Annotated in this window: 26 protein-coding genes; 7 read left to right on the top strand and 19 right to left on the bottom strand. The window is 69.0% G+C overall.

The window, feature by feature from the left end:
• Positions 1–4 precede the first annotated feature (4 nt).
• Both EDF28_RS16170 and EDF28_RS16175 read left to right on the top strand, forming a co-directional pair.
• Positions 5–469 (top strand): XRE family transcriptional regulator, encoded by a 465-nt coding sequence (locus EDF28_RS16170; RefSeq protein ID WP_123938985.1) that lies wholly within the window; start codon positions 5–7, stop codon positions 467–469.
• Positions 466–849 carry a HepT-like ribonuclease domain-containing protein gene (locus tag EDF28_RS16175; protein ID WP_123938986.1) on the top strand — a complete coding sequence of 128 codons (384 nt, stop codon included), beginning with the start codon at positions 466–468 and terminating at the stop codon, positions 847–849. Before EDF28_RS16170 ends, EDF28_RS16175 begins: the two co-directional genes overlap by 4 nt.
• 31 nt (positions 850–880) lie before the next feature.
• Here EDF28_RS16175 and EDF28_RS16180 read toward each other — a convergent pair whose 3' ends face one another.
• Together EDF28_RS16180 and ychF are read right to left on the bottom strand one after the other, a co-directional pair.
• Positions 881–1,270, bottom strand: coding sequence for a DUF2510 domain-containing protein (locus tag EDF28_RS16180; RefSeq protein ID WP_123938987.1), 390 nt, complete (start codon positions 1,268–1,270; stop codon positions 881–883).
• Between the two features lie 29 nt (positions 1,271–1,299).
• Complete coding sequence (gene ychF, locus EDF28_RS16185; RefSeq protein ID WP_123938988.1) at positions 1,300–2,373, bottom strand: redox-regulated ATPase YchF; 1,074 nt, start codon at positions 2,371–2,373, stop codon at positions 1,300–1,302.
• Between the two features lie 134 nt (positions 2,374–2,507).
• On the opposite strand from ychF, the gene EDF28_RS16190 reads away from it, so the two are divergent.
• The 4 genes from EDF28_RS16190 (at position 2,508) to EDF28_RS16205 (ending at position 5,071) form a co-directional block, all read left to right on the top strand.
• Positions 2,508–2,972 (top strand): hypothetical protein, encoded by a 465-nt coding sequence (locus EDF28_RS16190; protein WP_123938989.1) that lies wholly within the window; start codon positions 2,508–2,510, stop codon positions 2,970–2,972.
• A gap of 64 nt (positions 2,973–3,036) precedes the next feature.
• Entirely contained in the window at positions 3,037–3,675 is a 639-nt protein-coding gene (locus EDF28_RS16195; protein ID WP_123294211.1) for an exonuclease domain-containing protein, read from the top strand.
• An 83-nt stretch (positions 3,676–3,758) separates the two neighbouring features.
• Positions 3,759–4,217, top strand: coding sequence for an SRPBCC family protein (locus tag EDF28_RS16200; RefSeq protein WP_123938990.1), 459 nt, complete (start codon positions 3,759–3,761; stop codon positions 4,215–4,217).
• 95 nt (positions 4,218–4,312) lie between these two features.
• Entirely contained in the window at positions 4,313–5,071 is a 759-nt protein-coding gene (locus EDF28_RS16205) for a GntR family transcriptional regulator (protein WP_123294141.1), read from the top strand.
• Positions 5,072–5,220: 149 nt separating this feature from the next.
• Here EDF28_RS16205 and EDF28_RS16210 read toward each other — a convergent pair whose 3' ends face one another.
• The 11 genes from EDF28_RS16210 to iolC all read right to left on the bottom strand — a co-directional run bounded on the left by EDF28_RS16210 (position 5,221) and on the right by iolC (position 17,486).
• Positions 5,221–5,628, bottom strand: a complete 408-nt coding sequence (locus EDF28_RS16210; protein ID WP_123938991.1) for a tautomerase family protein — start codon at positions 5,626–5,628, stop codon at positions 5,221–5,223.
• 122 nt (positions 5,629–5,750) lie between these two features.
• Complete coding sequence (locus tag EDF28_RS16215) at positions 5,751–6,944, bottom strand: Gfo/Idh/MocA family protein (RefSeq protein WP_123938992.1); 1,194 nt, start codon at positions 6,942–6,944, stop codon at positions 5,751–5,753.
• A gap of 146 nt (positions 6,945–7,090) precedes the next feature.
• Positions 7,091–8,203, bottom strand: coding sequence for a transaldolase family protein (locus EDF28_RS16220; RefSeq protein ID WP_123340670.1), 1,113 nt, complete (start codon positions 8,201–8,203; stop codon positions 7,091–7,093).
• Positions 8,200–9,069, bottom strand: a complete 870-nt coding sequence (locus tag EDF28_RS16225) for a sugar phosphate isomerase/epimerase (protein ID WP_123938993.1) — start codon at positions 9,067–9,069, stop codon at positions 8,200–8,202. The genes EDF28_RS16220 and EDF28_RS16225 overlap by 4 nt, the downstream gene beginning before the upstream one ends.
• A gap of 3 nt (positions 9,070–9,072) precedes the next feature.
• Positions 9,073–10,104, bottom strand: a complete 1,032-nt coding sequence (locus EDF28_RS16230; RefSeq protein ID WP_123294146.1) for a Gfo/Idh/MocA family protein — start codon at positions 10,102–10,104, stop codon at positions 9,073–9,075.
• A gap of 50 nt (positions 10,105–10,154) precedes the next feature.
• Complete coding sequence (locus EDF28_RS16235; protein ID WP_123938994.1) at positions 10,155–11,081, bottom strand: sugar phosphate isomerase/epimerase; 927 nt, start codon at positions 11,079–11,081, stop codon at positions 10,155–10,157.
• A gap of 50 nt (positions 11,082–11,131) precedes the next feature.
• Positions 11,132–13,039 (bottom strand): 3D-(3,5/4)-trihydroxycyclohexane-1,2-dione acylhydrolase (decyclizing), encoded by a 1,908-nt coding sequence (iolD, locus tag EDF28_RS16240; protein WP_123939028.1) that lies wholly within the window; start codon positions 13,037–13,039, stop codon positions 11,132–11,134.
• A 17-nt stretch (positions 13,040–13,056) separates the two neighbouring features.
• Positions 13,057–13,989, bottom strand: a complete 933-nt coding sequence (gene iolB, locus EDF28_RS16245) for a 5-deoxy-glucuronate isomerase (RefSeq protein WP_123938995.1) — start codon at positions 13,987–13,989, stop codon at positions 13,057–13,059.
• A gap of 8 nt (positions 13,990–13,997) precedes the next feature.
• The gene (locus EDF28_RS16250; RefSeq protein WP_173169470.1) at positions 13,998–15,509 is read right to left on the bottom strand and encodes a CoA-acylating methylmalonate-semialdehyde dehydrogenase; all 1,512 of its coding nucleotides are present in this window, start codon (positions 15,507–15,509) and stop codon (positions 13,998–14,000) included.
• Entirely contained in the window at positions 15,506–16,462 is a 957-nt protein-coding gene (locus tag EDF28_RS16255) for a class I fructose-bisphosphate aldolase (RefSeq protein WP_200849152.1), read from the bottom strand. Before EDF28_RS16255 ends, EDF28_RS16250 begins: the two co-directional genes overlap by 4 nt.
• Positions 16,455–17,486, bottom strand: coding sequence for a 5-dehydro-2-deoxygluconokinase (gene iolC, locus EDF28_RS16260; RefSeq protein WP_123938996.1), 1,032 nt, complete (start codon positions 17,484–17,486; stop codon positions 16,455–16,457). The genes EDF28_RS16255 and iolC overlap by 8 nt, the downstream gene beginning before the upstream one ends.
• Before the next feature lie 189 nt (positions 17,487–17,675).
• On the opposite strand from iolC, the gene EDF28_RS16265 reads away from it, so the two are divergent.
• On the top strand, positions 17,676–18,938 hold the full coding sequence (locus EDF28_RS16265) for a DNA recombination protein RmuC (protein ID WP_123938997.1): 1,263 nt from the start codon (positions 17,676–17,678) through the stop codon (positions 18,936–18,938).
• A 15-nt stretch (positions 18,939–18,953) separates the two neighbouring features.
• On the opposite strand, the gene EDF28_RS16270 is transcribed toward EDF28_RS16265, so the two are convergent.
• The 6 genes from EDF28_RS16270 to EDF28_RS16295 form a co-directional block, all read right to left on the bottom strand.
• Entirely contained in the window at positions 18,954–19,502 is a 549-nt protein-coding gene (locus EDF28_RS16270) for an RNA 2'-phosphotransferase (protein ID WP_123938998.1), read from the bottom strand.
• A gap of 3 nt (positions 19,503–19,505) precedes the next feature.
• Positions 19,506–19,871, bottom strand: a complete 366-nt coding sequence (locus tag EDF28_RS16275; RefSeq protein ID WP_123938999.1) for an SMI1/KNR4 family protein — start codon at positions 19,869–19,871, stop codon at positions 19,506–19,508.
• Positions 19,872–20,032: 161 nt separating this feature from the next.
• Positions 20,033–20,581 carry a suppressor of fused domain protein gene (locus EDF28_RS16280; RefSeq protein WP_123939000.1) on the bottom strand — a complete coding sequence of 183 codons (549 nt, stop codon included), beginning with the start codon at positions 20,579–20,581 and terminating at the stop codon, positions 20,033–20,035.
• Entirely contained in the window at positions 20,578–21,348 is a 771-nt protein-coding gene (locus EDF28_RS16285; RefSeq protein WP_123939001.1) for an ankyrin repeat domain-containing protein, read from the bottom strand. The genes EDF28_RS16280 and EDF28_RS16285 overlap by 4 nt, the downstream gene beginning before the upstream one ends.
• A gap of 9 nt (positions 21,349–21,357) precedes the next feature.
• Positions 21,358–22,839, bottom strand: coding sequence for a GH-E family nuclease (locus EDF28_RS16290; protein WP_123939002.1), 1,482 nt, complete (start codon positions 22,837–22,839; stop codon positions 21,358–21,360).
• Positions 22,840–23,040: 201 nt separating this feature from the next.
• Positions 23,041–23,553, bottom strand: a 513-nt coding sequence (locus EDF28_RS16295; RefSeq protein WP_123939003.1) for a fructose-bisphosphatase class II, incomplete at its 5' end; no start/stop codon positions are given.

Genomic DNA, 23,553 nt, shown 5'->3' on the forward strand with positions numbered 1-23,553 from the left:
GCCCATGCGAGTCGAACGTGCAGCAGAACTCATCCGCGCTGCCCGCGAGGACCTGGGCCTCTCACAGACCAGCCTCGCCGCCGCCGCCGGGATGCAGCAGCCGACCATCTCCGCGTACGAGAGCGGACGCAAGCAGCCGCGGCTCGAGTCGCTCCAGCGGATCCTCACTGCTGCGCACACGCGCCCGAGCATCCCTCTTGCCGTCTACGCCGACGCGATCCTCGACGAGGCGAAGCGGTTCCACCTCGAGAACGTTCGCGTCTTCGGTTCCACGCTCCGCGGGCAGGACACCGAGCACAGCGACATCGACCTGCTCGTACACCTGACCCCAGCCGCATCACTGTTCGACCTCGGCGGCTTCGCCCACGAGGTCGAGACCATCACGGGCTTCGACGTCGACGTCCTCACCGACGACCTCGAGGACGACGAGCACTTCGCGCACGTGCTCGACGAAGCAGTGCCGCTGTGACCCCATCGCCCCGGTTCACCCCACGGCAACGCGTTGATCGCGATTCAGCCGACTCAGCAGACCGCTGGCCGTCGCTGCAGGCGAGCTTCCTCGACTTGCTCGCCGAATGTTCGCAGATCGTCGAACACGGCCGCGTCGAGTTCGACGCAACTCGGAGCCTGACGTATCGAGCGGCTGAGGCCGTCATCATCCACTTCGACGACCTGCTTGGACGTCTTCCCGCCGACAGGGAAGCCCGACTTCCGTCCGACCTGTCGCTCGCCGCTGTCAGGAAGACGCGAAACATCCTCTCGCACGACTACCGGCAGGCGCGGAAGGAGATCATCTGGGAGGCGATCGAGCACCGCGTCCCAGCGGTCATCATCGCGCTAGTCGACTGAGCCGAGCTCATTGCTCCGGGCGTGGATCGACTCAGTTGATCCGCTCGAACACCATGGTGGCCTGCAGTCGGTCTCCGCCACCGAACCCCGTACTGCCCGACGAAGCCGTCGTGATCGTGTGCAGCCGGTAGCCGAGCGCCGCCTGTGCGTTGATCGCCTTCTCCAGCTCGGTGAGGTTGCCGGATCCCGTCCCGAAGAACTTCTCCCGCAGGACCACCTGCAGGACGACGTAGCTCATGCCGTTCTGCGCCGGCCGAGGCTGTCCGCCTGCCGCGGCCTCCGCTTGGATACGGTCGATCACTCCGCCGATACCGGGCGCGCCCGGTGCCTTCGGCTGCACCTGCTCCGTCCACGCCGAGCCGTCCCACCACCGCATCGCGCCGGAACCGTCGTCGTACCAACCTGCCTGTGGGTTCGTCATGCGCTCATCCTGGCGCACCCATGGCGAGGTCAGTTGTTGAAGCGGAACTCCACCACGTCGCCGTCCTGCATGACGTACTCCTTGCCCTCGATGCGGGCCTTGCCGGCAGCGCGGGCCTCGGCGATGGAGCCGGTCTCGACCAGGTCGTCGAACGAGATGACCTCGGCCTTGATGAAGCCCTTCTCGAAGTCGGTGTGGATGACGCCGGCAGCCTGGGGTGCCTTCCACCCCTTGCCGATCGTCCACGCTCGGGCTTCCTTCGGACCGGCCGTCAGGTAGGTCTGCAGCCCGAGTGTGTCGAAGCCGATCCGTGCGAGCTGGTCGAGTCCGGATTCGGTCTGGCCGGTCGACTCGAGCAGTTCGGCAGCGTCGGCCGGGTCGAGGTCGATGAGCTCTGACTCGACCTGGGCGTCGAGGAACACGGCCTGGGCCGGGGCGACGAGCGCGGCCAGCTCGGCCTTGCGGGCGTCGTCGGTCAGGATCGCCTCGTCGACGTTGAACACGAAGATGAAGGGCTTGGCCGACAGCAGTCCGAGCTCGGCGATCGGTGCGAGGTCGATCTTGGTGGCCGAAAGCAGGGTGCCCTGCTCGAGCGCGGCACGGGCCTCGCGAGCGGTCTCGAGCACGATCGGCTCGGCCTGCTTCAGCTTCACGGTCTTCTCGTACCGCGGCAGAGCCTTGTCGATCGTCTCCATGTCGGCGAGGATCAGCTCGGTGTTGATGACCTCGAGGTCGTCCTTCGGGGACACCTTGTTTGCCACGTGCACGACGTCGTCGTCGGTGAAGCCGCGGACGACCTGCGCGATGGCGTCGGCCTCGCGGATGTTGGCGAGGAACTTGTTGCCGAGCCCTTCACCCTCGCTCGCACCCTTGACGATGCCGGCGATGTCGACGAACGACACCGGCGCGGGCACGGTCTTCTCCGAGTGGAAGAGCTCGGCGAGCTGGTCGAGCCGCGAGTCGGGCAGGTTCACCACCCCGACGTTCGGCTCGATCGTCGCGAACGGGTAGTTCGCGGCGAGGACCTGGTTCTTGGTCAGGGCGTTGAACAGGGTCGACTTGCCGACGTTCGGGAGACCGACGATTCCGATGGTGAGAGCCACGGAAGAAGAGCCTACCGGCGGCGGCCCGCCGGAGCCGACCCGGGCCTCCAGTCCGTCCGTCAGAACCAGCGCGAGCCGGTCGTGGCAGCGTGGTCCCCGTCGTCCGGACCGGGCGACGGAACAGGAGGACGTCGATGTGGTTCGAACGCGACGAGCGCGGTGTGCACTCGGTGGGCATGGGAGCGCCGGGGCTGCGCCAGCGCTTCGCACCGGAGACCCTCGCCGCCCTCGAGCAGGCCTCCCGCGCTGAGCTCGAGCAGCTGCACGACGCGATGGCCGAGCTCGAGGCCGACGTCCTGGTCGTCTACGACCCCGAGGACGACACGATCGACTACACCGAGGAGGACCGCTTCCGCGGGATCCCCCTCCCCCGGGACTCCGGCTTCCCGGTCATCACCGGCGACCTGACCGCCGGACTCACCGAACACGTCGAGAGCCTGCCGCTGCGCTGGCGACTGGACGGCGTCGCGGTGGCGTTCGAGATGGTGGGGACCCTGCTCGCGCCGTACTGGAAGCGCGAACGAGCCCGTCGGACGGCGACCTGGCGCGCAACGGCGCGACGTCGGCGCAGCGGTTCCCGGTCGGCACGCCGCCGCTGAGCGTCCGGCCGCAACGCCGAGGCGGCTTCCGGCGATGTCGGCGCCCCGTGCGACGATCGGAACCGTGCCGTTGAACTTCACCGCGATCGACTTCGAGACCGCGAACAGCTCGCCCGCCAGTGCGTGCTCCGTCGGACTGGTCAAGGTCCGCGCGGGCCGGGTCGTCGACCGGGCGTCGTGGTTCATCCGCCCACCGTTCGGACACGATGCGTTCCTCGAGTGGAACACCCGGATCCACGGGATCGTCGCCGAGGACGTCGTGCGCGCGAAGACGTGGGAGCAGCAGTACCCCGACCTCGTGGCTTTCGCCGAGGGTGACGTCCTGGTCGCGCACAACGCCCGGTTCGACATGGGCGTCATCGCCGGTGGGTGCTCGGCAACCGGCATCGACCTCGCCGAGCACCACTCGATGTGCTCGCTCGCGGTGGCCCGCAAGACCTACACGCTCGACTCCTACCGTCTGCCGGTCGCCGCGATGGCCGCCGGGTTCGAGGGCTTCCAGCACCACGATGCCGCCGCCGATGCCGAGGCGTGCGCCGCGATCGTCATCCACGCCGCCGGCCACCACGGCACCGACACGGTCGAGGCCCTGGGGGCAGCGACCCGCGTGACGATCGCCCCGGTCCGGGCCCGTGCCGAGAAGCCCAAGGCCTCGACGCCGCAGCCACGGCTGTCGAACCGCCCGATGGTCTTCGCCGACTGAGCTGACTGAGCCGGCCGAGCCGGCCGAGCCGGCCGAGCCGAAGGTCCCTGTCGCGGCCTCGACAGCAGCACTACGCTCAGCGCATGGCTGCGCCCACCACGATCGAACGCGAGACCGTCATCACGGCTCGCGCCGCGGACATCACCCCGTACCTGGCAGACCTGCACCGCTGGGTCGAGTGGTCGCCGTGGGAGGGGCAGGATCCCGCGCTGCAGCGGACGTACAGCGGTGAACCGGGGACGGTCGGCTCGACGTACGCCTGGAAGGGCAACCGCAAGGCCGGCGCCGGGTCCATGGCGATCACACGGGTCGATGCCGCCGAGGTGGACGTCGCCCTGCAGTTCACCGCACCGTTCAAGTCGTCGAGCGCGGTCGCGTTCCGGTTGCACGAAGCGACCGACGGCACGCGGGTCGTCTGGTCGATGACGAGCCCGCAGAACCTGATGTCGCGCGTGATGGGGGTGTTCGTCAACATGGACAAGTTCCTCGGCGGCGACTTCGAGAAGGGCCTCGCCAAGCTGAAGGCTGCGGTCGAGCACTGACGGGAGTGGCAGACCGGGGAGCAGGGCACCCGGTGGTATTGTCACAACAATCCCTCGGCATCGATGCCGAACCCGCAATTCCCCGAAGGACCGCGATGACCAACGAAGGCCAGCTGCCGTCCGACCTGTTCATGGACCTGGACCGGTCGGGTCCCATGCCCCTCTACTTCCAGGTGGCCTCGCGCATCGAGGAGTCGATCCGCTCCGGTGTGATGCCTCCCGGCGCCCGTCTCGAGAACGAGATCGCGCTCGGCGAACGCCTCGGGCTGTCCCGCCCGACGATCCGCCGGGCGATCCAGGACCTCGTCGACAAGGGTCTGCTCGTCCGCCGCCGCGGCATCGGCACACAGGTCGTGCACGGCCCGGTGACCCGCAAGGTCGAGCTCACGAGCCTGTACGACGACCTGGCCCAGGGGTCACAGGCACCGGCGACGAAACTCCTCGAGCGCAACGACGTCCCTGCCTCGGACGAGGTCGCCGCAGCCCTGAGCATCGAGCCCGGCACGATCGTCGCGCACATCCGCCGCGTGCGGTTCGCCGAGGACGTCCCGATGGCGATCCTCGAGAACTACCTGCCGCCGGAGTTCCTCGAGATCACCGACCAGGACCTGCAGGACCACGGGCTCTACCAGCTGCTCCGCGGTCGCGGCGTGACGATGCGGGTGGCGAAGCAGCGGATCGGTGCCCGCGCGGTCACCGACGAAGAGGCCGGTCTGCTCGAGATCGAGGACGGCGACCCTGTGCTCACCATGAGCCGCACCGCGTACGACGCCTCGGGCCGCGCGGTCGAGTACGGCGTGCACTGCTACCGCCCCGACCGCTACTCGTTCGAGGTCACCCTCGTCGACAAGTAGGCAGTTCGTCAAGGGGGCACGACACGCTGTCGGCGATGCGCCGAGTGGCCACGAACTGTCGCCCGGACGCCCGGCAGCCGACACTTCGTGACCACTCGGCGGAACTGAGCGGGGTGTCGTGACCACCCCACTCCCGCGCCTGCGTCACCTCAGGCCGGCGCGGGCACGCCGAGCTCGCCGGTCACGTACTGGGCGCGGCCGAAGCCGAACGACCAGTCCTGCGGGCCGTTCTCGACGTAGCCGATGAAGACGTCCTCGGACGCGACACCGATCGCCGCCAGGGCGTCGTGGATGGCCGCGTACAGCGTCGTCTTCGCCTCGTCGGTGCGCCCGCGCTGCGTGAAGACCTGGATCATGATGACACCCTCGGTGCGCTCGAACCCCAGGCCGGCGTCCTCGGCGATGATCTGCTGCGCCGGGTGCTCGGTGATCACCTGGAACCGGTCGCGCACGGGGATCGCGTACACGTCGACGATCGCCTGGTGGATCGCGTCGGCGATGGCGCGCACCGCCTGCGGCGTGCGGCCGGTGGCGAGGTCGATACGGACGAGCGGCATGGTGCCTCCTGCAGTTCGGGACTTTGTCCTGACAAACTAACATGGATCGAGACGCAGCAACAGACGGACTGGAGGCGCAGTGCCAGCTGGCACCGCGCCTCCCGTCCGTCGTCCGCGACCGTCTAGAGCACGGGGGTCGCCGCCGCGTAGGTGAGCGGTCCGTCGACGCGCGCGACGTCGTGCCACGCGCCGTCGGCAAGGGACGCCTCCGCCGCCTCGACGATGGACGCAGCCGCCAGCCCGTCGGCGACCGACGGGGCGAGCTGCTCCCCGCGACGGACGCTCGCGATGAACTGGGCGGCCTCGATCGTCTTCAGGTCGTCGTAGCCCATGGCCGTGCCGGCGCCGGGCTGGAAGCGCGCGAACTCACCGTCACCCGAGGCGACGTAGTGCGTGGCGTAGCCGTCCACCTCTTGCCCGTCGAGGTACACCTCGAGCTCGTTGAGACGCTGGAAGTCCCACCGCACCGAACCCCTGGTGCCGTAGATCTCGAGCGTGTACTCGGCGTGCGGCCCCCGCATGACGCGGCTCGAGTCCATGGTGCCGACGGCGCCGTCCTCGAAGCGGAAGAGCAGGGCGGCGTAGTCCTCGTTCTCGACGCGGCCGAGATCGCCGGTGGCAGCGGCGCTCCGGTCGACGATGCCGGCGGCTGGCTTCGGGCGCTCCTGGATGAAGGTCTCGGCGAGCGCGCTCACACTGGCGATCCGACCGACGACGTACTGCGCCAGGTCGAGGCCGTGCGACAGCAGGTCGCCGAGCACACCCGAGCCGGCACGCTCACGCTCGAAGCGCCAGGTCAGCGGCGCCGCAGGGTCGGACGAGTAGTCGGCGAGCAGCGACCCGCGCACGTTCGTGATCCGACCGAGGCGGCCGCTGCGGACGAGTTCGCGCGCCCGCTCGATCGCGGGGGCGTGCCGGTAGTTGAACCCGACGCTCGTGATGACGCCCGCGCGCTGGACGGCCTCGTGGATCTGCCGCGAGTCGCTGGCGTAGCGGCCCATCGGCTTCTCGATCCAGAACGGCTTGCCGGCCTCGGCAGCGGCGACCGCCATCTCGCGGTGCAGGAAGTTCGGCGAGCAGATCGACACGACGTCGACGGCTGGGTCGGCGAGGACCTCGTGGTAGTCGGCGACCGCCCGCTCGTAGCCCAGGCGGGTGACGGCCTGGTCACGTGCGGCCTCGATCGGGTCCGCGGCGACGACGAGCCGGGGCTGCACGCCGAGCTCCGGGAAGTGGTCCGGCAGGGCGCGGTAGGCGCGGGAGTGCAGCCGCCCCATCCAGCCGACTGAGATGAGGCCGACACCGATGCTGTCCATGGGAACTCCTTCGTTCGTGGGCGCCGATTGGAGCGCGCCAACCATCGTACGGGATCGCTCGTGGTTTGTCAGTACAAAGACCGTGAGCAGAAGACGTCGGGTCACCTGGGGCGACCCGACGTCTTCTGCTCACGAAGTGGCTCGGCTCAGTTCGGCGGGAAGATGATGTCCCGCACCAGGGCGTCGAGCTGCGCGTCGGCGTCGAGGAACTGGCGCAGCGTCGTCACCGTGGCACCGAACCGGTCGAACTCGTCGATCGTCATGCCGTCGACGTCGTACCCGCGCGCGAACTCGGGCGTCGCCGCGCGCAGAGCCGCGATGACGTCGGCCGGCACCTCGTCGTGGATGGCGTCCGGACGGAACGGGAACGCGTTCGCGTTGATGTCCTTCGTCCACTGGAACGGCGGCGAGACGACGAGGTCCCCGCCCTGGAACTCCGACCACTGCAGGGCGTTGCGGAAGGCGGCGACGAGCACGCGCGACCGGAAGCCACGCTCCTGGAACACCCGGTAGGCGTTCTTCACCGCGGCGACGCCGGCCCACTCGAGGATGCCGGGGTCGACCATGACGTGGTCCCGCTTGACGACGGTCTTCAGCCAGTCGTCGAACCGGCCGGCCATCAGCGTGACGACGTGGCCGAACTCCTGGTCGGGCAGCCCGTCGGCGGCACGACGGTCGAGCGCACGCTCGATGGCTTCACCGACGGCGACGACCTGCGGCACCGTGAACGACACCGTCGCGTTGATCGAGACCCCGCGGTAGGCGGCCTCCTCGATCGCGGCGATGCCGACCTTGGTGGCGGGGATCTTCACGATGATGTTCGGGGCGAGCTGCGAGAACCGCACGGCCTGCTCGACCAGGGCGTCGGCGTCGCGGTGGAACCGCGGGTCGGTCTGCATCGACAGGCGACCGTTGCGGCCGCCGGACGCCTCGAACGCGGGCAGCAGCTGCTCGGCCGCCGCGATGGAGAGCTCCTCGACGGCCTTCCAACCGATCCAGGACTCCCCCGCGGTCGGGTGCTCCGCGGCGATCTCGCGGATGCGTGGCACCCAGGTCTCCGGGTCCTGCTTGATGCAGGTGTACGCGATCACCGGGTTGCAGGTCGCCCCGACGGCGCCGTACTCGTGGATCGCGGTGGACAGTTCGCGCGGGTCGGCGGAGTCGTTCCACAGGGCGGTCACGGTCTGCGACGCGGCCTGCAGCGTGACGGGTCGGACGTCGGCGTCGGTGGTCGCCGGTGACGAGAGGGTGTCGGTCATCGTGTGAGTCCCTTCTTGATCGTGTCGAGCTGGAAGCGCGAGACCTCGTCGGCGTTCTCGTCCTCGGCGAAGACGCTCGACACCGCGACGGTGTCCTCGCGCGCCGTGAAGCCGACCCGGTCGAGGGCGGCCCAGAAGGCGTCGAAGTCGACGTCCGCCTGGCCGACCGGCAGGTGCTGGTGCACGCGGACCGGGTTGCCGGGCGGGTTGGTGATGTAGCGCAGGCCGTGCGACCGGTGGTGGTCGTACGCGTCGGCGACGTGCACGAGCTGCAGCGAGTCGCCCGCGGCGTCGATGATCTCGTCCATGTTGCCGCCGTAGTGGAACGTGTGGCAGGCGACGTAGACGAAGCCGATGCTCTTCGAGTTCAGCCCGCGGATCACCCGGAGCGCCTCGAGCCCGTCCTCGACGAAGTCGTCGGGGTGCGGGTCGATGAGGACCCGGATGCCGGAGTCCTCGATGATCGGCAGGAGCTCCTCCATCGCCCAGTGGAACTGGTCCTCGGACTCCTCAGCGCGTTCGGGGCGGCCGGAGAACTCCGTGTTGATCGTGTCCACGCCCAGGCGCTTCGTGATCTCGATGACCCGCTTCCACTTCTTGACGGCGGCCTCGCGGGCCTCCTTGTCCGGGCCGGCCCAGCGCAGGACGGGCAGGACCGACGCGACCTGGACCCCGGCCGTCGTGCACGCCGCAGCGAACGCGTCGACGAGGTCGTCGTCGGCCGTGGGGTGCCGGTAGAACGGGATGAAGTCCTTGTGCGGGGTGAGCTGCAGGTACTCGTAGCCGAGGTCGGCGACCTTCTGCGGGAACTCCAGCAGGGACAGGTCGTGGTGGTACGGCGTGGGGTCGAGCGCGATCTTCGGCATCGATCAGGCCGTCTCGTAGAACGCCGGCTTCGCGGTGGCGTACGTGATCGGCTCGAGCGCACCGGACTGCTGCGCACGCACGGCGACCTCGGCGACGACCGAGGCGGTGTACCCGTCCCAGGCGCTCGGGCCGTCGATGCCACCGGTGCGCGCGGCGTCGACCCAGCGCTGCACCTCTTCGTCGTACGCGGCACCGAAACGCTCGACGAATGACGGGGTGACGCCCTGGCCGGAGACGCCCTGCGACACGAGGTTGAGCGAGGTCTCGCGACCGATGTACGCGACACCGGACTCGAACACCGCGTCGGTCGTGACCTGGTAGCCGAACTGGGCGTTCACGTTGATCTCGACGATCGCCATGGTGCCGGACTCGGTGGTGAACAGCACGAACTGCGGCTCGGGCAGGTCGGCCGGGGCGAGCGAGTTCTTGCGGGGCTTCTTGACCTCGACGCTCGTGATCGCCTCGCCCGTGATGAACGGGATGATGTCGATCTCGTGGATCACCGAGTCGTGGATGAGCATCGACTCGCTGAAGTTCGGCGGCGTGGTCGGGTTGCGGTGCGCGTGGTGCAGCGCGAGCAGGGCGCCGTTGGCCCCGGACTCCCGCAGCGCGCGCAGCTCCTGGTAGCCCTTGTCGAAGCGGCGCATGAAGCCGACCTGGATCTTCGGACGGTCGGACGTGGCCTGCTCGAGCTCGACGATCCGCAACGAGTCCTCGGCCGAGGTCGTCAGCGGCTTCTCGCACAGGACGGCGAGACCGCGCTCGATCGCCGGCACCAGGACCGGCTCGTGCAGGAAGCCGGGCGTCGCGACGATGACGGCGTCGATCGGGGTGGCGTCGAGCGCCTCCTCGAACGATGCCGCGGTGATCGCGCCGGGCGCCTTCGCGGCAGCGGCGGTCGCACGGCCGGTGTCCGGGTCGACGATCGCGACGACGTCGGCGCCGGCGATGGTCGAGGTGATGCGACGGATGTGGTCGCTGCCCATGGCGCCCGCGCCGACGACGGCGACGCGGAGGTTGTCAGTGGTGCTCATGGCGGTGCTCCTGGGGTAGATGACGCTGCGTGGACGGCTGCTGGGGCCGGTCAGGACACGCGGGCGGCGGACGTGGAACCGAAGATGTGCTGGAAGGTGCGCTCGGCGATCGGGCCGGGGGCGTCGACCGAGCAGCCGTACATGTCCTGCTCGACGATGCCGAAGACGTCCGGGTTGATCTTCGCGACGGCCTCGATGATCGGGCCGAGCTCCGGGGTACCGTGCGGCGGCTCGGTCATGATGCCCTGCGACACGGCGGTGGCGAACGGCACGTCGTTCTTCAGCACGTCGAAGAGCAGGTCGGTGTCGACCTGCTTGAGGTGCAGGTAGCCGATGCGCTCCGGGTGCGCGGCGATGAGCTTGAGGTTGTCGCCGCCGTAGTACGCGAAGTGCCCGGTGTCGAGGCAGAGGTTCGTGTACGCCGGATCAGTCTCCGACAGGAACCGCACGGTCTCCTTGTAGGTGCCGACGTGGCTGTCCGCGTGGGTGTGGAACTGCTGGTGGACGCCGTACTCCTCGAGCAGCGCCTTGCCGAGCTGGTCGTGGCCCTTGCCGAGGCGGTCCCACTGCTCGTCGGTCAGGGTGCGCGACTCGAGGACCTCCTCGGTTGCGTCCGAGCGCCACAGGTCCGGGATCGTCACGAGGTGCTGGGCGCCGAGCTTCGCTGCCAGACCCGCGACCGCCACGGCCTGGTCCCAGGCCCGCTGGAACTGGTCCTCGCCCTTGTGGAACCCGGTGAACACCGTTCCGGCGGACAGCTTCAGCCCGCGCGACTCGAGCTCGTCCGACAGCTGCGACGGGTCGGTCGGCAGGTAGCCGTACGGTCCGAGCTCGATCCACTCGTACCCGGCTGCGGCCGCTTCGTCGAGGAAGCGCTTCCACGGCACCTGGTTGGGGTCGTCGGGGAACCAGACGCCCCACGAGTCGGGAGCGGTGCCGATCCGGATGGCGTCGGTGGCGGTGGCGGTGTCGGTCATGACGTCGTCGTCTGCTTTCTGGGTGTGGTGCGTGAGGTGGACGGTGGTGCTCAGCCGAGCAGCGGGCGCTGTGCGGCGATCTGCTGCTCGTACTCGGCGCGGGCGGTCTGCGTGCTCGACAGCGTCGAGGTCTGCGCCACCGGCACGTCCCACCAGCCGTCGCCCTCGGGGGCGTAGACCAGCGGGTCCGAGTTGATGTGCACGAGGGTGGTGTGGTCGTTCGCCTTCGCCTGGCGCACCGCGGCCTTGAGGTCCTCGATGCTGTCCGGGCCGGGCTGGACCTCGATCACGTCGACGCCGTACGACCGCGCGTTCGCCGCGAGGTCGACCGGCAGCGGGTCGCCGTTGTCGAACGACTGCGTCTCGTCCAGGTAGCGGTACTTCGTGCCGTAGCGCTCGGACCCGACGGTCTCGGACAAGTGCCCGATCGACGCGTACCCGTGGTTCTGGATGAGCACGACGATGATCTTGATGCCCTCGGCCACGGCGGTGACGAGCTCGGTGTGCAGCATGAGGTAGCTGCCGTCGCCGACCATGACGATCGCGTCGCGGTCCGGGGCGCCACGACGGACGCCGATGCCGCCGGCGATCTCGTAGCCCATGCACGAGAACGCGTACTCGACGTGGTAGCCGAGGGCGTCCTGCACGCGCCAGAGCTTGTGCAGGTCGCCGGGCAGCGAGCCGGCCGCCTGGATGACGACGTCGCGCGGGTCGGACACCGACTGCACGGCGCCGATGATCTCCGGCTGACCGGGCAGGGCGGCGCCGGACGGCGCGAACGCGCCGTCGACGGCTGCGTCCCACGCCGCCTTCAGCGACGCGATCTCCGCAGCGTAGGCGGCGTCGACGACGAACGCGGGCTCTGCGGGTGACGACCCGGACGACGCGAGCGCCGCGGTCAACGCGACCAGGGCCTCCCGGGCATCCGCGATCAGCGGCAGCTGCGAACCGTGCTTGTACGCGTCGAACGCGGCCACGTTGACGTTCACGAACGTGACGTCCGGGTTCTGGAACGCGGTCCGCGACGCGGTCGTGAAGTCGCTGTACCGCGTGCCGATCCCGATCACGACGTCCGCCTGCGCGGCGACCGCGTTCGCGGCGGCCGTGCCGGTCGCGCCGATGCCACCGAGGTACTGCGGGTGGTCCCAGACGAGCGAGCCGCCGCCGGCCTGCGAGGTACCGACCGGGATGCCGGTGGCCTCGACGAAGGCGGCGAGCTCGTGCTCCGCGCCGGAGTACAGCACGCCACCGCCCGCGACGATCACCGGACGCTGCGCGCCCCGGATCGCGGCGACCGCACGCGCCAGCGGCCCGTGCTCGGGCAGCGGCCGACGGATGTGCCACTCGCGCGGCTGCAGGAACGCGACGGGGACGTCGAACTCCTCGGCCTGCACGTCCTCGGGCAGGGCGATCGTCACGGCACCGGTCTCGGCCGGGTCGGTGAGCACGCGCATCGCGGCGAGGGCGATCGAGAACAGCTGTTCGGGGCGCTCGACGCGGTCGAAGTAGCGCGACAGCGGACGGAACGCGTCCGTCACCTGGATCGAGGTGTCGTGCGGCAGCTCGATCTGCTGGAGCACCGGGTCGGTGGTCCGTGTCGCGAACGTGTCCGACGGCAGCAGCAGAGCGGGCAGGCGGTTCGTCGTCGCGAGCGCAGCGGCGGTGAGCATGTTCGCGGCGCCCGGGCCGACCGACGCCGTCGCGGCGAAGGTCGCACGGCGGCGGTGCATGCGGGCGAAGCCGACGGCCTCGTGCACCATCGCCTGCTCGTTTCGGGCCTGGTGGTACGGCAGCAGGCCGGGCTGTTCGACGTGGAGCTGCTTGATGGCCTGTCCGACGCCGGCGACGTTGCCGTGCCCGAAGATGCCGAAGATCCCCGGGATGGTGCGTTCGCGGACGTCGCCGTCGACGGTCCACTGGTTGGCCAGGAACTCGACGAGTGCCTGGCCGACGGTCATCCGGCGCGTGTTGGTGGTCACGCGTGCTTCCTTTCGTAGGGCAGGCGCGGGTCGAGCTGCTCGCTCGCCCAGGCCTGGCGGACCCAGCCGTGGGCCGGGTCGTCGGTGATGTTCCAGACGCGCTCCGGGTCGGGCCCGGCCATCACGTTGAGGTAGTACATGTCGTAGCCGGGGGCGGCGACGGCGGGACCGTGCCAGCCGTGCGGCACCAGCGCGACGTCGCCGGTGCGCACTTCGCGGAACTCGTCGATCGGACGGTCGTCCGAAGCGTACGTGCGGTGCAGTGCGAACGGGTCGGCGGTGGCCGGAGCGGAGAGGCCGCGTGCGACCGCGGACTCGTAGTAGTAGATCTCCTCGAGGTTCGACTCCTCGCCCGGCACGTTCGTGTCGTGCTTGTGCGGCGGGTACGACGACCAGTTGCCGGCCGGCGTGATCACCTCGCACACGATGAACTTGTCCGCGTCGAGGGCCGCTGGGGTGCCGAAGTTGTGCACCTGGCGGCTGGACTGCCCGGCACCGCGGAGCTCCACCGGCACGTCCTGCCGGGCCACGTACGTGGTCGCCTTGACGGTGTCGGTGGGCGCCTCGGCGACCGCGAACCGGCCCGCGCCGGTGATCGTCGCCGCGGTGCCGGACCCGAGGTACAGGACGTCGGTGGGGCCCTCGAAGACGTTCGCGCGCCCCTGCAGGGCCTGCTCGCCGTCACCGGCGGCGCCCGCGTAGGTCACGTGGAACGACCCGGCGAGCGGCACGACGATGCGCTCCACGGCGTCGGCCGGGAGGCGCAACTCGCGCGTACCGGTCGGGTCACCGTCCGTCAGGGTGCCGGTCCGGAGCCCGGTGTGCGCCCATCCTGCGATGCGGCCGTCGACGACGTCGGTCCAGCCGGCCTCCGGCCGGCTCCCCTTCGGGATGAACCACTGGTCGTGCTCGTGCTGTTCGTTCGCCATGCTGCGGCTCAGTTGTTCGACGGGAAGCCGAGGTTGATGCCGCCGTGCGACGGGTCGAGCCAGCGGCTCGTGATCGCCTTCTGGCGGGTGAAGAAGCTCACGCCGTCGGCACCGTACGCCTTGTGGTCACCGAACAGCGAGTTCTTCCAGCCGCCGAACGAGAAGTACGCGACCGGCACGGGGATCGGGACGTTGATGCCGATCATGCCGACCTGCACGTCGCGCTGGAAGCGACGGGCAGCGCCGCCGTCGTTGGTGAAGATGGCGGTCCCGTTGCCGTACGCACCCGAGTTGATGAGCTCGAGGCCCTCTTCGTACGTGGCGACGCGGACGACGCTCAGCACCGGGCCGAAGATCTCCTCGGTGTAGACGCGGCTCGTGGTGGGGACCTGGTCGATCAGCGTCGGGCCCAGCCAGAAGCCGTTCTCGTCGCCGTCGGGTCGGACGGTGCGGCCGTCCACCACAACCACCGCACCGTCCTGCTCTGCGACCTCGATGTACGAGGCGACCTTGTCACGGTGCTGCTTCGTGACGAGCGGGCCCATGTCGCATCCGCGACGACCGTCGCCGATGCGCAGGGTGGCCGCGCGGTCCTTGATCTTCTGGATGAGCTCGTCGGCCACCGGCTCGACGGCGACGACGACCGAGATCGCCATGCAGCGCTCACCGGCGGAGCCGAAGCCCGCGTTGATGGCGTTGTCCGCGACCAGGTCGAGGTCGGCGTCCGGCAGCACCAGCATGTGGTTCTTCGCGCCGCCCAGGGCCTGCACGCGCTTGCCGTGCTTCGTGCCGGTCTCGTAGACGTACTGCGCGATCGGCGTCGAACCGACGAACGAGATCGACTCGACGTCGGGGCTCGTGAGCAGGCCGTCGACGCTCAGCTTGTCGCCGTTGAGGACGTTGAAGACACCGTCGGGGAGACCGGCCTCGGAGAACTTCTCGGCGAGCCAGATGGCGGCGCTCGGGTCCTTCTCGGACGGCTTCAGCACGACGGTGTTGCCCGCGGCGATCGCGATCGGCAGGAACCACAGCGGCACCATCGCCGGGAAGTTGAAGGGGCTGATGATGCCCACGACGCCGAGCGGCTGCCGGATCGAGTACACGTCGATGCCGGTCGAGACCTGGTCGGAGAACTCGCCCTTGAGCAGGCTCGGGATGTTCGTCGCGAGCTCCACGACCTCCTGCCCACGGGCGATCTCACCCAGGGCGTCGTCGATGACCTTGCCGTGCTCGCTCGTGATGATCTCGGCGAGCTCGCCCTTGTCGCGGTTCAGGATCTCGCGGAACGAGAACAGGATCTGCTGGCGCTTGGTGAGCGACAGGTTGCTCCATGCCGGGAACGCCGCCTTGGCGCTCGCGATGGCGGCCTGGATCTCGTCCTCGTTCGCCAGGGCGACCTGCTTCGTCGCGACGCCCAGGGCCGGGTCGTACACGGGGGCGCTGTTGCCCGACGCGGACTCGACGTGCTTGCCGCCGATCCAGTGGCCGACGGTGGTGGTGGCGGTCTCCGTGGTGGTCATGCGTTGCTTCCTTCGAGTGTGGTGGCTTGTTCGTGCGTGGTGCCGGCGTTCGCGGTGCCGGCGCTCCCGGTGTGGACGAGGCCGGCGGCCACGTCGACCGCGGTGGCGACGTCGCCGTCCGGCGGGTAGAGCAGGGTGCGGCCGACGACCAGGCCGCGCACGCCGGGGAGCGCGAGGGCATCAGCCCACTTGGCGTACGTCTCGAGCGGCTTGCTCGACGGGTCGCCACCGAGCAGGAGCGTCGGCAGCGTCGTCGCCGCCATCACCCGCTCCATGTCGTCGACGACCGGGATCTTCAGCCAGCTGTAGGCGCTGGACTCCCCCAGGCCCGCGGCGATCGCCATCGAGGTGATGACGGCGTCGGCGGTCAGGTCGTTCACGACCCGGCCGTCCTGCCACGCGGACATGAACGGCTCGAGCATGATCGGCAGCTGGAGTGCGGCGGCCTCGCTGACGGCGCGGGCCGTGGCCTCGAGCGTCGGGGCCGTGCCCGCGTCCTCGAGGGCGATGCGCACGAGGAGCTTGGCGAAGTCGAGTCCGGAGTCCTTGATGGCCTGCGCCGAGTACGCGGTGTAGCGGTCGTCCATCTCGAACGTCGCGCCGCGCAGCCCGCCGCGGTTCATCGACCCGACGACGACCTTGCCGTCGAGGGCGCCGAGCAGTGCCAGGTCCTCGAGGATGTCGGGCGTCCCGAGCACCCCGTCGACGCCGGGGCGGCCGAGCGCCGTGACGAGCCGCTCGAGCAGGTCGTAGCGGTCGGCCATGGCGGACTCGTCGTTCCGGACCGCCAGGGCACCGCGTGCCGGGTGGTCGGCGGCGACGATGAAGAGCTTGCCGTCGTCGGCGAGCAGGGAGCGCTTGTGCCGAGCGTCGAGCACGGACCGCACCAGTTCGGGCTGTCCGGCGCGGATGTCCCGGAGGCGCTGGAAGTCAGCGGGGCTGATCTCAGGCATGGGTCTTCTCCTCGGTGTTGGTCGCACTCGTGCTCGTGTGGTTGGTGCCGTCGGCGGGGTTGCTGGCGATGAACGACTCGATCTCGTCGCTCGTGGGCATCGCCGTCGAGCACTCGAACCGGGTCGCGACGATGGCGCCGGCGGCGTTGCAGAAGGCGAGGATCCGCTCGAGACCCCAGCCCTGCAGCAGGCCGTGGGTCAGCGCGCCGCCGAAGCCGTCGCCCGAACCGAGCCCGTTGACGACCTCGATGTGGTGCGGGCGGAACTCGACGAACTCGTCGCGGGTCTTCGCCAGCACGCCCTTGGGGCCCTGCTTGACGATGGCGATCTCGACGCCGCGCTCGAGCAGGGCGTCGGCGGCACGGACCGGATCGGTCTCACCGACGGCGACCTCGCACTCCTCGCGGTTGCCGACGGCGACCGTGGCGTGTTCGAGGGCGACGGCGACCTCGCGCGTCGCGGCCTCGGGGCTCGACCAGAACATCGAGCGGTAGTCCAGGTCCAAGACGGTGTGGTTCTTCGTGCTGTTCTGCGCGGCTGTGCGCGCTTCGTACGCGACGTGGTGTGCCTGCCGACTCGGCTCTTCGCTCAGGCCGGTCACCGTGGTCCAGAAGATCTTCGCCCGCTCGATCTCGTGCAGCGGCAGCGACTTCGCCGTGATCATCAGGTCCGGCGCCTTCGGGGCACGGTAGAAGTACAGCGGGAAGTCGTCCGGCGGGAAGATCTCGCAGAACGCGACGGGGGTGTTCAGCCCCTCGACCGTCTCGACGAAGGCGTTCGCGACGCCGAACTCCGGCAGGGTGCGGGCGATGTACCGGCCGAAGGGGTCGTTGCCGGTGCGGGTGATGACCGCGGCGTCGGCACCGTGGCGCGCTGCGGCGATGGCGACGTTGGTCGCGCTGCCGCCGACGGACTTCGAGAACGTCGTGACGTCTTCGAGTGGGCCGGTCTGCTGCGGGTAGATGTCGACGCTGACGCGTCCCATCGTGATCACGTCGTAGGCGTGGGGAGCGGGGTTCGTCATGCGACGTGGTGGACCTTCCGTGCGGCTTCATCGGCGGACGTTCACGACTGTACACCGTGTTTGCCCTAATGTCATGACATGGTTTTCGGGGCTGGTCCCGCCGGGCGCGTGGCCGCGTCGGTGTGCCGGGACGCCCGGCGTCGGTGTGCCGGGAGGCCCGGTGTCGGTGGGTCCTGCCAAGGTCACGACATGCAGATCCTCGCCCTGGTCATCGGTCTCGTGATCGGCATCGCCGTCGGTGCGGTCGTCGCCTGGTCGCTCGCGCGGTCGCGCGCCGGCGTCGACGCCGCCGCGTCGCGCGCGAGCGCCGAGGCGCTCCGCACACGGCTCGACGAGGTCCGCCGCGACGCCGAGGAACGCCTCGACGCGCAGGACGCCCAGTACCGCCGACAGGTCGACTCCCTCGAACGGCGCTCGGCCGAGCTCGAGCACCTCGTGCAGCGCATGCACGGCGCGGACTCGGCCCGGAACCAGAACGAGTCGAAGGTGCTGTCCGCCCTCAGCCCCGTCGCGCAGACCCTCGACGTCATGCGCACGAAGATCGCCGAGCTCGAGCAGTCCCGCAGCGAGCAGTACGGCGCCCTGTCCGCCCAGCTCCGGTCGGCCGCCGAGTCCGAGGAACGCCTGCGCGCCACCGCCGACACCCTGGCCAGTGCCCTGTCGTCGAACAGCACCCGCGGGGTGTGGGGCGAGACGCAGCTGCGCAACGTGGTCGAGGCCGCCGGGTTGCTCGAACGGGTCGACTTCGACGTGCAGTCCTCGGTCACCACCTCGGCCGGCACCGCCCGCCCCGACATGGTCGTGCACCTGCCCGGCGGCAAGACCATCGCCGTCGACGCCAAGGTGCCGTTCAGTGCGTACCTGCAGGCCGCCGAGATCCCGGTGACGGCTACCGGCGCCGAGGGTGCTCGCCGCGACCAGCTCATCGGGCAGCACGTCAAGGCGCTCCGCGCACACGTCGACGCCCTTGCCGCGCGCGAGTACTGGACCGGGTACGACGCCTCCCCCGAGCTCACCGTCGCCTTCATCCCGTCCGAATCGCTCATCTCGAGCGCCCTCGCCGCCGACCCCGGCCTGCTCGACCACGCGTTCCGCAAGCGCATCGCCCTCGCCTCACCCGTGACCCTGTGGTCCGTGCTGAAGACCGTCGCGTTCTCGTGGCAGCAGGACGTCGTCTCGCAAGAGGCGCACGAGCTCTTCCGGGTCTCGCGCGAACTCTACGGCCGACTGTCCACGATGGCGGGACACGTCGACAAGCTCGGGCGATCGATCCGGGGCTCCGTCGTCGACTACAACCGGTTCGTGGGGTCGCTCGAGCGGCAGGTGCTGCCGAGTGCACGGCGGTTGTCGCTGCTCGACGAGTCGAAGGTCATCGCGGACCCGGCGTCGATCGAGGACGAGCCGCGGTTGCTCACGGCGCCGGAGCTGGTGGGGGCGGTCGACGAGGACTGACCGTCACCCCGTGGATCAGGCCTCGTCAGCTGCGGTGATGTAGCGCGGCGGGATGACCAACGCCAGCGTGACGCGGTCGTGGCCTTCCGAGAACTCGACGCCTTCCCGGTGCGCGCGACCCGCATCGACCCGCAGCAGGACGGGAGCGGGAGACTTGCGTCGACCCGCTTGCATCGCCAGCTCTCGATCAGTCGTCAGATGCGCGTACTGGCGCCCCATGGGCGAGAGACCATCGCGCAGGATCGACTCAGCCGCCGCGGGAGAAGTCGCGTGCCAGAGCACCGGTCGCGGCACGATCATTGGCTTCACGATGCGCTCGTCGGTCGAGTGGCCGTACTGTGCGCGGATCAGGTCACCCTCCACCGCGAAGCGCTGCTTGTCAGACTCGGCGACGATGCGGCGCAAGTCCTCCACCGTTGTGTCCACGCCCGACCGCGCCAAGGCTCCGGCGAGATCTGCGAGCGGGACGCTCCCGTCGGCGCCGAGCTCCAGCCCGTACGCACCCGGTTCGTGCCGCAACGCGTGCGACATCGCCTTGCTGATCGACGTGTCCTTTCGGGGCATGCCTCAGTCCTCTTCCTGCTCCGCGAGCCACACTGCTCGGTGCTCCTCCATTTCCTCCCACCAGACGTCGAACGACGTCCACTGACCCCGGTACTCCGTCCGGGGCGAAGCGAACGTGTGGATGATCAGGACAGGAGGGTTGCCCGAACGGTCGCCACCGTCGAAACAGAACACGTCGTCCGTGTCCTGGTGCTTCGCGAAGGGCACGAGGGAACGGGTCGGATACTGCTCCGCAACGATGTCAGCCCAGTTCTTTGTCTGGCTCTCGTACTCAGACGTCCACATGAAGGGATCGATGGCGGGAAGCGGGTCTTGTGCAAGGGCACGTTGGAAGCGCTCGGGGTACTGGAATCCCTCGGGTGCGATCAAGCGCGCCTCGACTTGCCGTTCCTCGACGGTTGTTAGTCGACGTTCTCTCACTGTGGTGCTCCGGTGAGCTTCGGGAGGTCGTGAGACCCAGCTGGATTCGCTTTCGACCAATTCGTGCCTTGCGACTTATCCGAACCTCAGCCGCTTCGGCTTCGCGAGGTTCATCGCCGCTTGAGGTTCAAGAGATCTTGATCATCGAGTTTCCCGAGCGCCGAATCGCGCTCAGCCTCTGGTGTGCGCGTGAGCGTCTCGAGCTCTTCGTCCGTCAGCGGGAGCATCGAGACGAACGTGGTCTGCACTTCACGGCCATCACGACGGGTCGCTGACTCGGCCGGGAGCCACGGGTTCACATCGGCGATCAAGCCCGAGATGCGCGTTCCGATGAGAAGCGGTTCGCTGTTCCCGACCAGATCCCCGTAGGTGAACCCGCGCCCGCGTTCAAGGGCGACTTCCAATGCTGTCTGCAGCAGAATGAGCGCGCCCTCCCAGTGGTCAGCTTGCACTGTCACGAGGAGTTCTTGGGGAAACATGCTTGCGATCGGACGCTCAGCCAGTCCCGCGGACATCACCACGACGAACGGTTCCTTGGGGCCGGAGATCGCCAGAAGGTCGATTCCATCGACCTCGCCTACCTGCTGCGCAGTACCGACGTCGGCTCCGAGGAATGAGGCAATCCATCCTACGTCTTGCACAACACGTGGCAGGGTCATGCACGCTCCTTCTTGGCCGCTGCGTCAAGGGTCTTGATCAGGGGCTTCGGCGCCAGGAATGCTCGCGCGAACCCTTGAGCGGTGAAGCCGTCTGCACCAACTTTGCGGGCTTTGGCTCCGGCTCTCAACATCGCATTTGCACCCGACACCGCGTCGCCCACAGCGAGCGGGTGCGGGTTTGGTCGATTTGGTCGCACAGGAAGAGCACGTCGGACGAGGAGACGAAGCGGGGTCTCCCCATCTACCGTCGAGTTGAGCACGGCCGGATCGCCTCGAACTGCCGCTTGAATATCGGCGAGTGACCCGCGCGCAGCGGCCTCAAACACGACTGATCCATCCCCCTCGTCGTCATCGACCGCCCGGTCTCCGTGCAGCGCGGTGATGATCCCGGCGGGCGCGTCCGCAAAGATTCGAGCGTAGCTCAGCGGGGTCGCGCCAAGGTCGTTGACGGAGCAGGGATCGGCTCCGGCAGCGAGCAAGAGGGTCACCGGATCGATTCCGCCGTCACCCGAGTTGGCTACTGCGAGCTGGAGAGCCGTCGACCCCCATCGATCCCGCGCGTCTACCTCCACCCCGAGGTCCAAGAGCGCTCGCATCGCTTGCACCGCACCGTTCTGAGCGGCGAAGTGGAGCGGCGTGATGGCATCCGGGTTCACTCGTGACGCTGCCGACGCTTCGAAACCTTCAGCTGCTGTCCTCGCGATCGCCCTCGGATCGTCGGCCGTGATCGCGTCCCAGAAAGCAGAACTGTCGGTTGCAGTGCTCATCGGTTGATTCTATCCAGCGCTTCCGCGTCCGGCCTCGTGCGCATGTGACATGTTCTCGTCAGGATCCTCGAGTCGGAACTTCTTCGGATCGTTCTCGTGTTCGATGACGCGCCGTCGACTCCATCCATTCTCCGTGGCGTGAATGCGGGTCTCGCTCCACTCGTGGCCAGGGCGGTGCCCGTAATGCACCGCTCCGGCCTCCGGCACAGTCATGCCGGTGTCAGACGGACGACCCGTCTTCGGATGATGCAGCACAGGGTGCCCCTCCGGCGTCCGTTTGATCGGGATGACGGTACCGGTACCGGTACCGGAAAGGATGTCACCGTCGGGGGTCCGCTCTGCGTCCCGGATGATCGCCAACTTGGTGTCTTTCCGCAGCTGAACTCTGCTCCGGACGGCTGGGTTGGCGCGCACACGCGCGGCTAGTTCTGGGGAGACGTCCCGCAGCGTTCTCCTGATCTTCGTGCCTGTCTCGACAGCCTTCGTCGAGGCGGCGACCACCTTCGGAGCGCTTGCGAGCTTGCCAGCTACCCGCGCGATCGCCGCGGTTCGTCCCAGACCGCTGGCCAACGGGACGCAGTCAAGCAGGGAGAACGCGAGGTCCCACCCGTCGGCTTCGCCCTTGCTCATCTTGTACAACGTGTCCGCCAACACCACGAGCGCGATCGCCGCGATGATCAACGTCCACGGCCCCGGGATGATCATCGCGATGATCCCGCCGACCGCGACGACGACCTTCGCGATGGAGACGATGGTCTCCCACGCTTCGGACCCGAAGATCTTGTCCCACGTGGACTGCTTCCCGAGCCCCGCGTCGGCCGCTTCACCGATCTTGGTGGCGGTCCGCTGCTCCGCGTCCTGCCAGTCACCCTTCGCATCCGCCACGAGCCGCTTCGCTGCGTCGATCCGGGACTGCGCCGCCGCGATGTCGCCCTGCGCGGACGACACGGAGCCCTGTGCGACGGAGGCGTTGTCGGACGCCGCCCGCAACTGCGCCGGCGACGGCACGTCCACCCCGTCGGGCACGTCGGACCCGGCCGGGTACTCGTCCGCGACCTTCGACAGGTCGGACGATGCCGATTGGTAGTGCGACAGGTTCGACTGCGCGTCGGCGAGCCGGTCCTGCGCCGCGGCGAGGTCCCCGGAGGCGTCCTTCGCGTCCGCGAGCGCCCCGTCGGCCCGGTACTGGGTGTCATCGACCGTGTCCGCCCACCCCGACAACGCCGTCGCGGCGAGTTCGTACGAGTCGACGAGCTTGGTCAGGTCCGACGGGGTGTCCTCGATCGCGTCGATGAACACGTCGGCGGCTTCACCCTCCCAGTCGGTCAGCCACCCGGACCCCTTCACCGACTTCAGCCGGGTCGAGGCGTCATCCGCGGCGTCGGAGATGCGCTGGTACTCCCGCGACATCATCCGCACCGTCGACGGATCCCCCTTGACCGGATCATCACCCTGATCGACGACATCCCACCCCGACGGCCGCCCCATCATTCCTCCCCAGGTCCGATCTCCGCACACTTCTTCACAGATGTGCGGTTGTGACCATATCAGGGGTCACAGATGCCGATGATTCGAATCATCGTGTGCTCTCGTCCCGTGCACGGGAAAACCCGTCCGCGCCACGCGACGACGTGGTGCGGACGGGTCTCGACGGTTCAGCGATGACTCGCGCCGATCAGGATCTCGCAGGGATCAGAACCACTTCTCCGCACGGTGGTCCGCCTGGATGCGACGGATGGTGTTCGAGCGGGACCGCAGGACGAGCGAGTCGGTGTGGATGACGCCGCGCGAGCGACGGACACCGTCGACCAGCACGCCGTCGGTGACGCCGGTGGCGACGAAGAACGTGTTGTCACCCGTGACCAGGTCGTCCTGGTCGAGGACCTTGTCCAGGTCGTGGCCGGCGGCGATGGCGCGCTCGCGCTCCTCGTCGTCCTTCGGCTGCAGCTTGCCGAGGATCACGCCGCCGAGCGCCTTGATCGCGCAGGCGGTGATGATGCCCTCGGGGGTGCCGCCGACACCGACGCACATGTCGATCGTCGAGCCGGGCAGCGCGGCGGCGATGCCACCGGCGACGTCACCGTCGAGCAGCAGACGCGTCCCGGCGCCCGTCGCACGGATCGCGCGGATCAACTCGTCGTGACGGGGACGGTCGAGCACGGCCACGACCATGTCCTCGAGGTCCTTGCCCTTGGCCTTCGCGAG

Origin of the sequence: Curtobacterium sp. PhB137, from assembly GCF_003814955.1 — a bacterium.
GTDB lineage: Bacteria > Actinomycetota > Actinomycetes > Actinomycetales > Microbacteriaceae > Curtobacterium.

Bases quoted from the DNA above. Each gene is read 5' to 3' on its own strand.
- EDF28_RS16190 (WP_123938989.1), top strand. From the start codon at position 2,508: ATGTGGTTCGAACGCGACGAGCGCGGTGTGCACTCGGTGGGCATGGGA.
- iolC (WP_123938996.1), bottom strand. From the start codon at position 17,486: ATGACGAACCCCGCTCCCCACGCCTACGACGTGATCACGATGGGACGC.
- EDF28_RS16280 (WP_123939000.1), bottom strand. From the start codon at position 20,581: ATGACCCTGCCACGTGTTGTGCAAGACGTAGGATGGATTGCCTCATTC.
- EDF28_RS16200 (WP_123938990.1), top strand. From the start codon at position 3,759: ATGGCTGCGCCCACCACGATCGAACGCGAGACCGTCATCACGGCTCGC.
- EDF28_RS16250 (WP_173169470.1), bottom strand. From the start codon at position 15,509: ATGACCACCACGGAGACCGCCACCACCACCGTCGGCCACTGGATCGGC.
- EDF28_RS16255 (WP_200849152.1), bottom strand. From the start codon at position 16,462: ATGCCTGAGATCAGCCCCGCTGACTTCCAGCGCCTCCGGGACATCCGC.
- EDF28_RS16205 (WP_123294141.1), top strand. From the start codon at position 4,313: ATGACCAACGAAGGCCAGCTGCCGTCCGACCTGTTCATGGACCTGGAC.
- EDF28_RS16265 (WP_123938997.1), top strand. From the start codon at position 17,676: ATGCAGATCCTCGCCCTGGTCATCGGTCTCGTGATCGGCATCGCCGTC.
- EDF28_RS16235 (WP_123938994.1), bottom strand. From the start codon at position 11,081: ATGACCGACACCGCCACCGCCACCGACGCCATCCGGATCGGCACCGCT.
- EDF28_RS16230 (WP_123294146.1), bottom strand. From the start codon at position 10,104: ATGAGCACCACTGACAACCTCCGCGTCGCCGTCGTCGGCGCGGGCGCC.
- iolD (WP_123939028.1), bottom strand. From the start codon at position 13,039: ATGACCGTCGGCCAGGCACTCGTCGAGTTCCTGGCCAACCAGTGGACC.
- EDF28_RS16285 (WP_123939001.1), bottom strand. From the start codon at position 21,348: ATGAGCACTGCAACCGACAGTTCTGCTTTCTGGGACGCGATCACGGCC.
- EDF28_RS16170 (WP_123938985.1), top strand. From the start codon at position 5: ATGCGAGTCGAACGTGCAGCAGAACTCATCCGCGCTGCCCGCGAGGAC.
- EDF28_RS16225 (WP_123938993.1), bottom strand. From the start codon at position 9,069: ATGCCGAAGATCGCGCTCGACCCCACGCCGTACCACCACGACCTGTCC.
- EDF28_RS16210 (WP_123938991.1), bottom strand. From the start codon at position 5,628: ATGCCGCTCGTCCGTATCGACCTCGCCACCGGCCGCACGCCGCAGGCG.
- EDF28_RS16180 (WP_123938987.1), bottom strand. From the start codon at position 1,270: ATGACGAACCCACAGGCAGGTTGGTACGACGACGGTTCCGGCGCGATG.
- EDF28_RS16220 (WP_123340670.1), bottom strand. From the start codon at position 8,203: ATGACCGACACCCTCTCGTCACCGGCGACCACCGACGCCGACGTCCGA.
- EDF28_RS16215 (WP_123938992.1), bottom strand. From the start codon at position 6,944: ATGGACAGCATCGGTGTCGGCCTCATCTCAGTCGGCTGGATGGGGCGG.
- EDF28_RS16290 (WP_123939002.1), bottom strand. From the start codon at position 22,839: ATGATGGGGCGGCCGTCGGGGTGGGATGTCGTCGATCAGGGTGATGAT.
- iolB (WP_123938995.1), bottom strand. From the start codon at position 13,989: ATGGCGAACGAACAGCACGAGCACGACCAGTGGTTCATCCCGAAGGGG.
- EDF28_RS16270 (WP_123938998.1), bottom strand. From the start codon at position 19,502: ATGCCCCGAAAGGACACGTCGATCAGCAAGGCGATGTCGCACGCGTTG.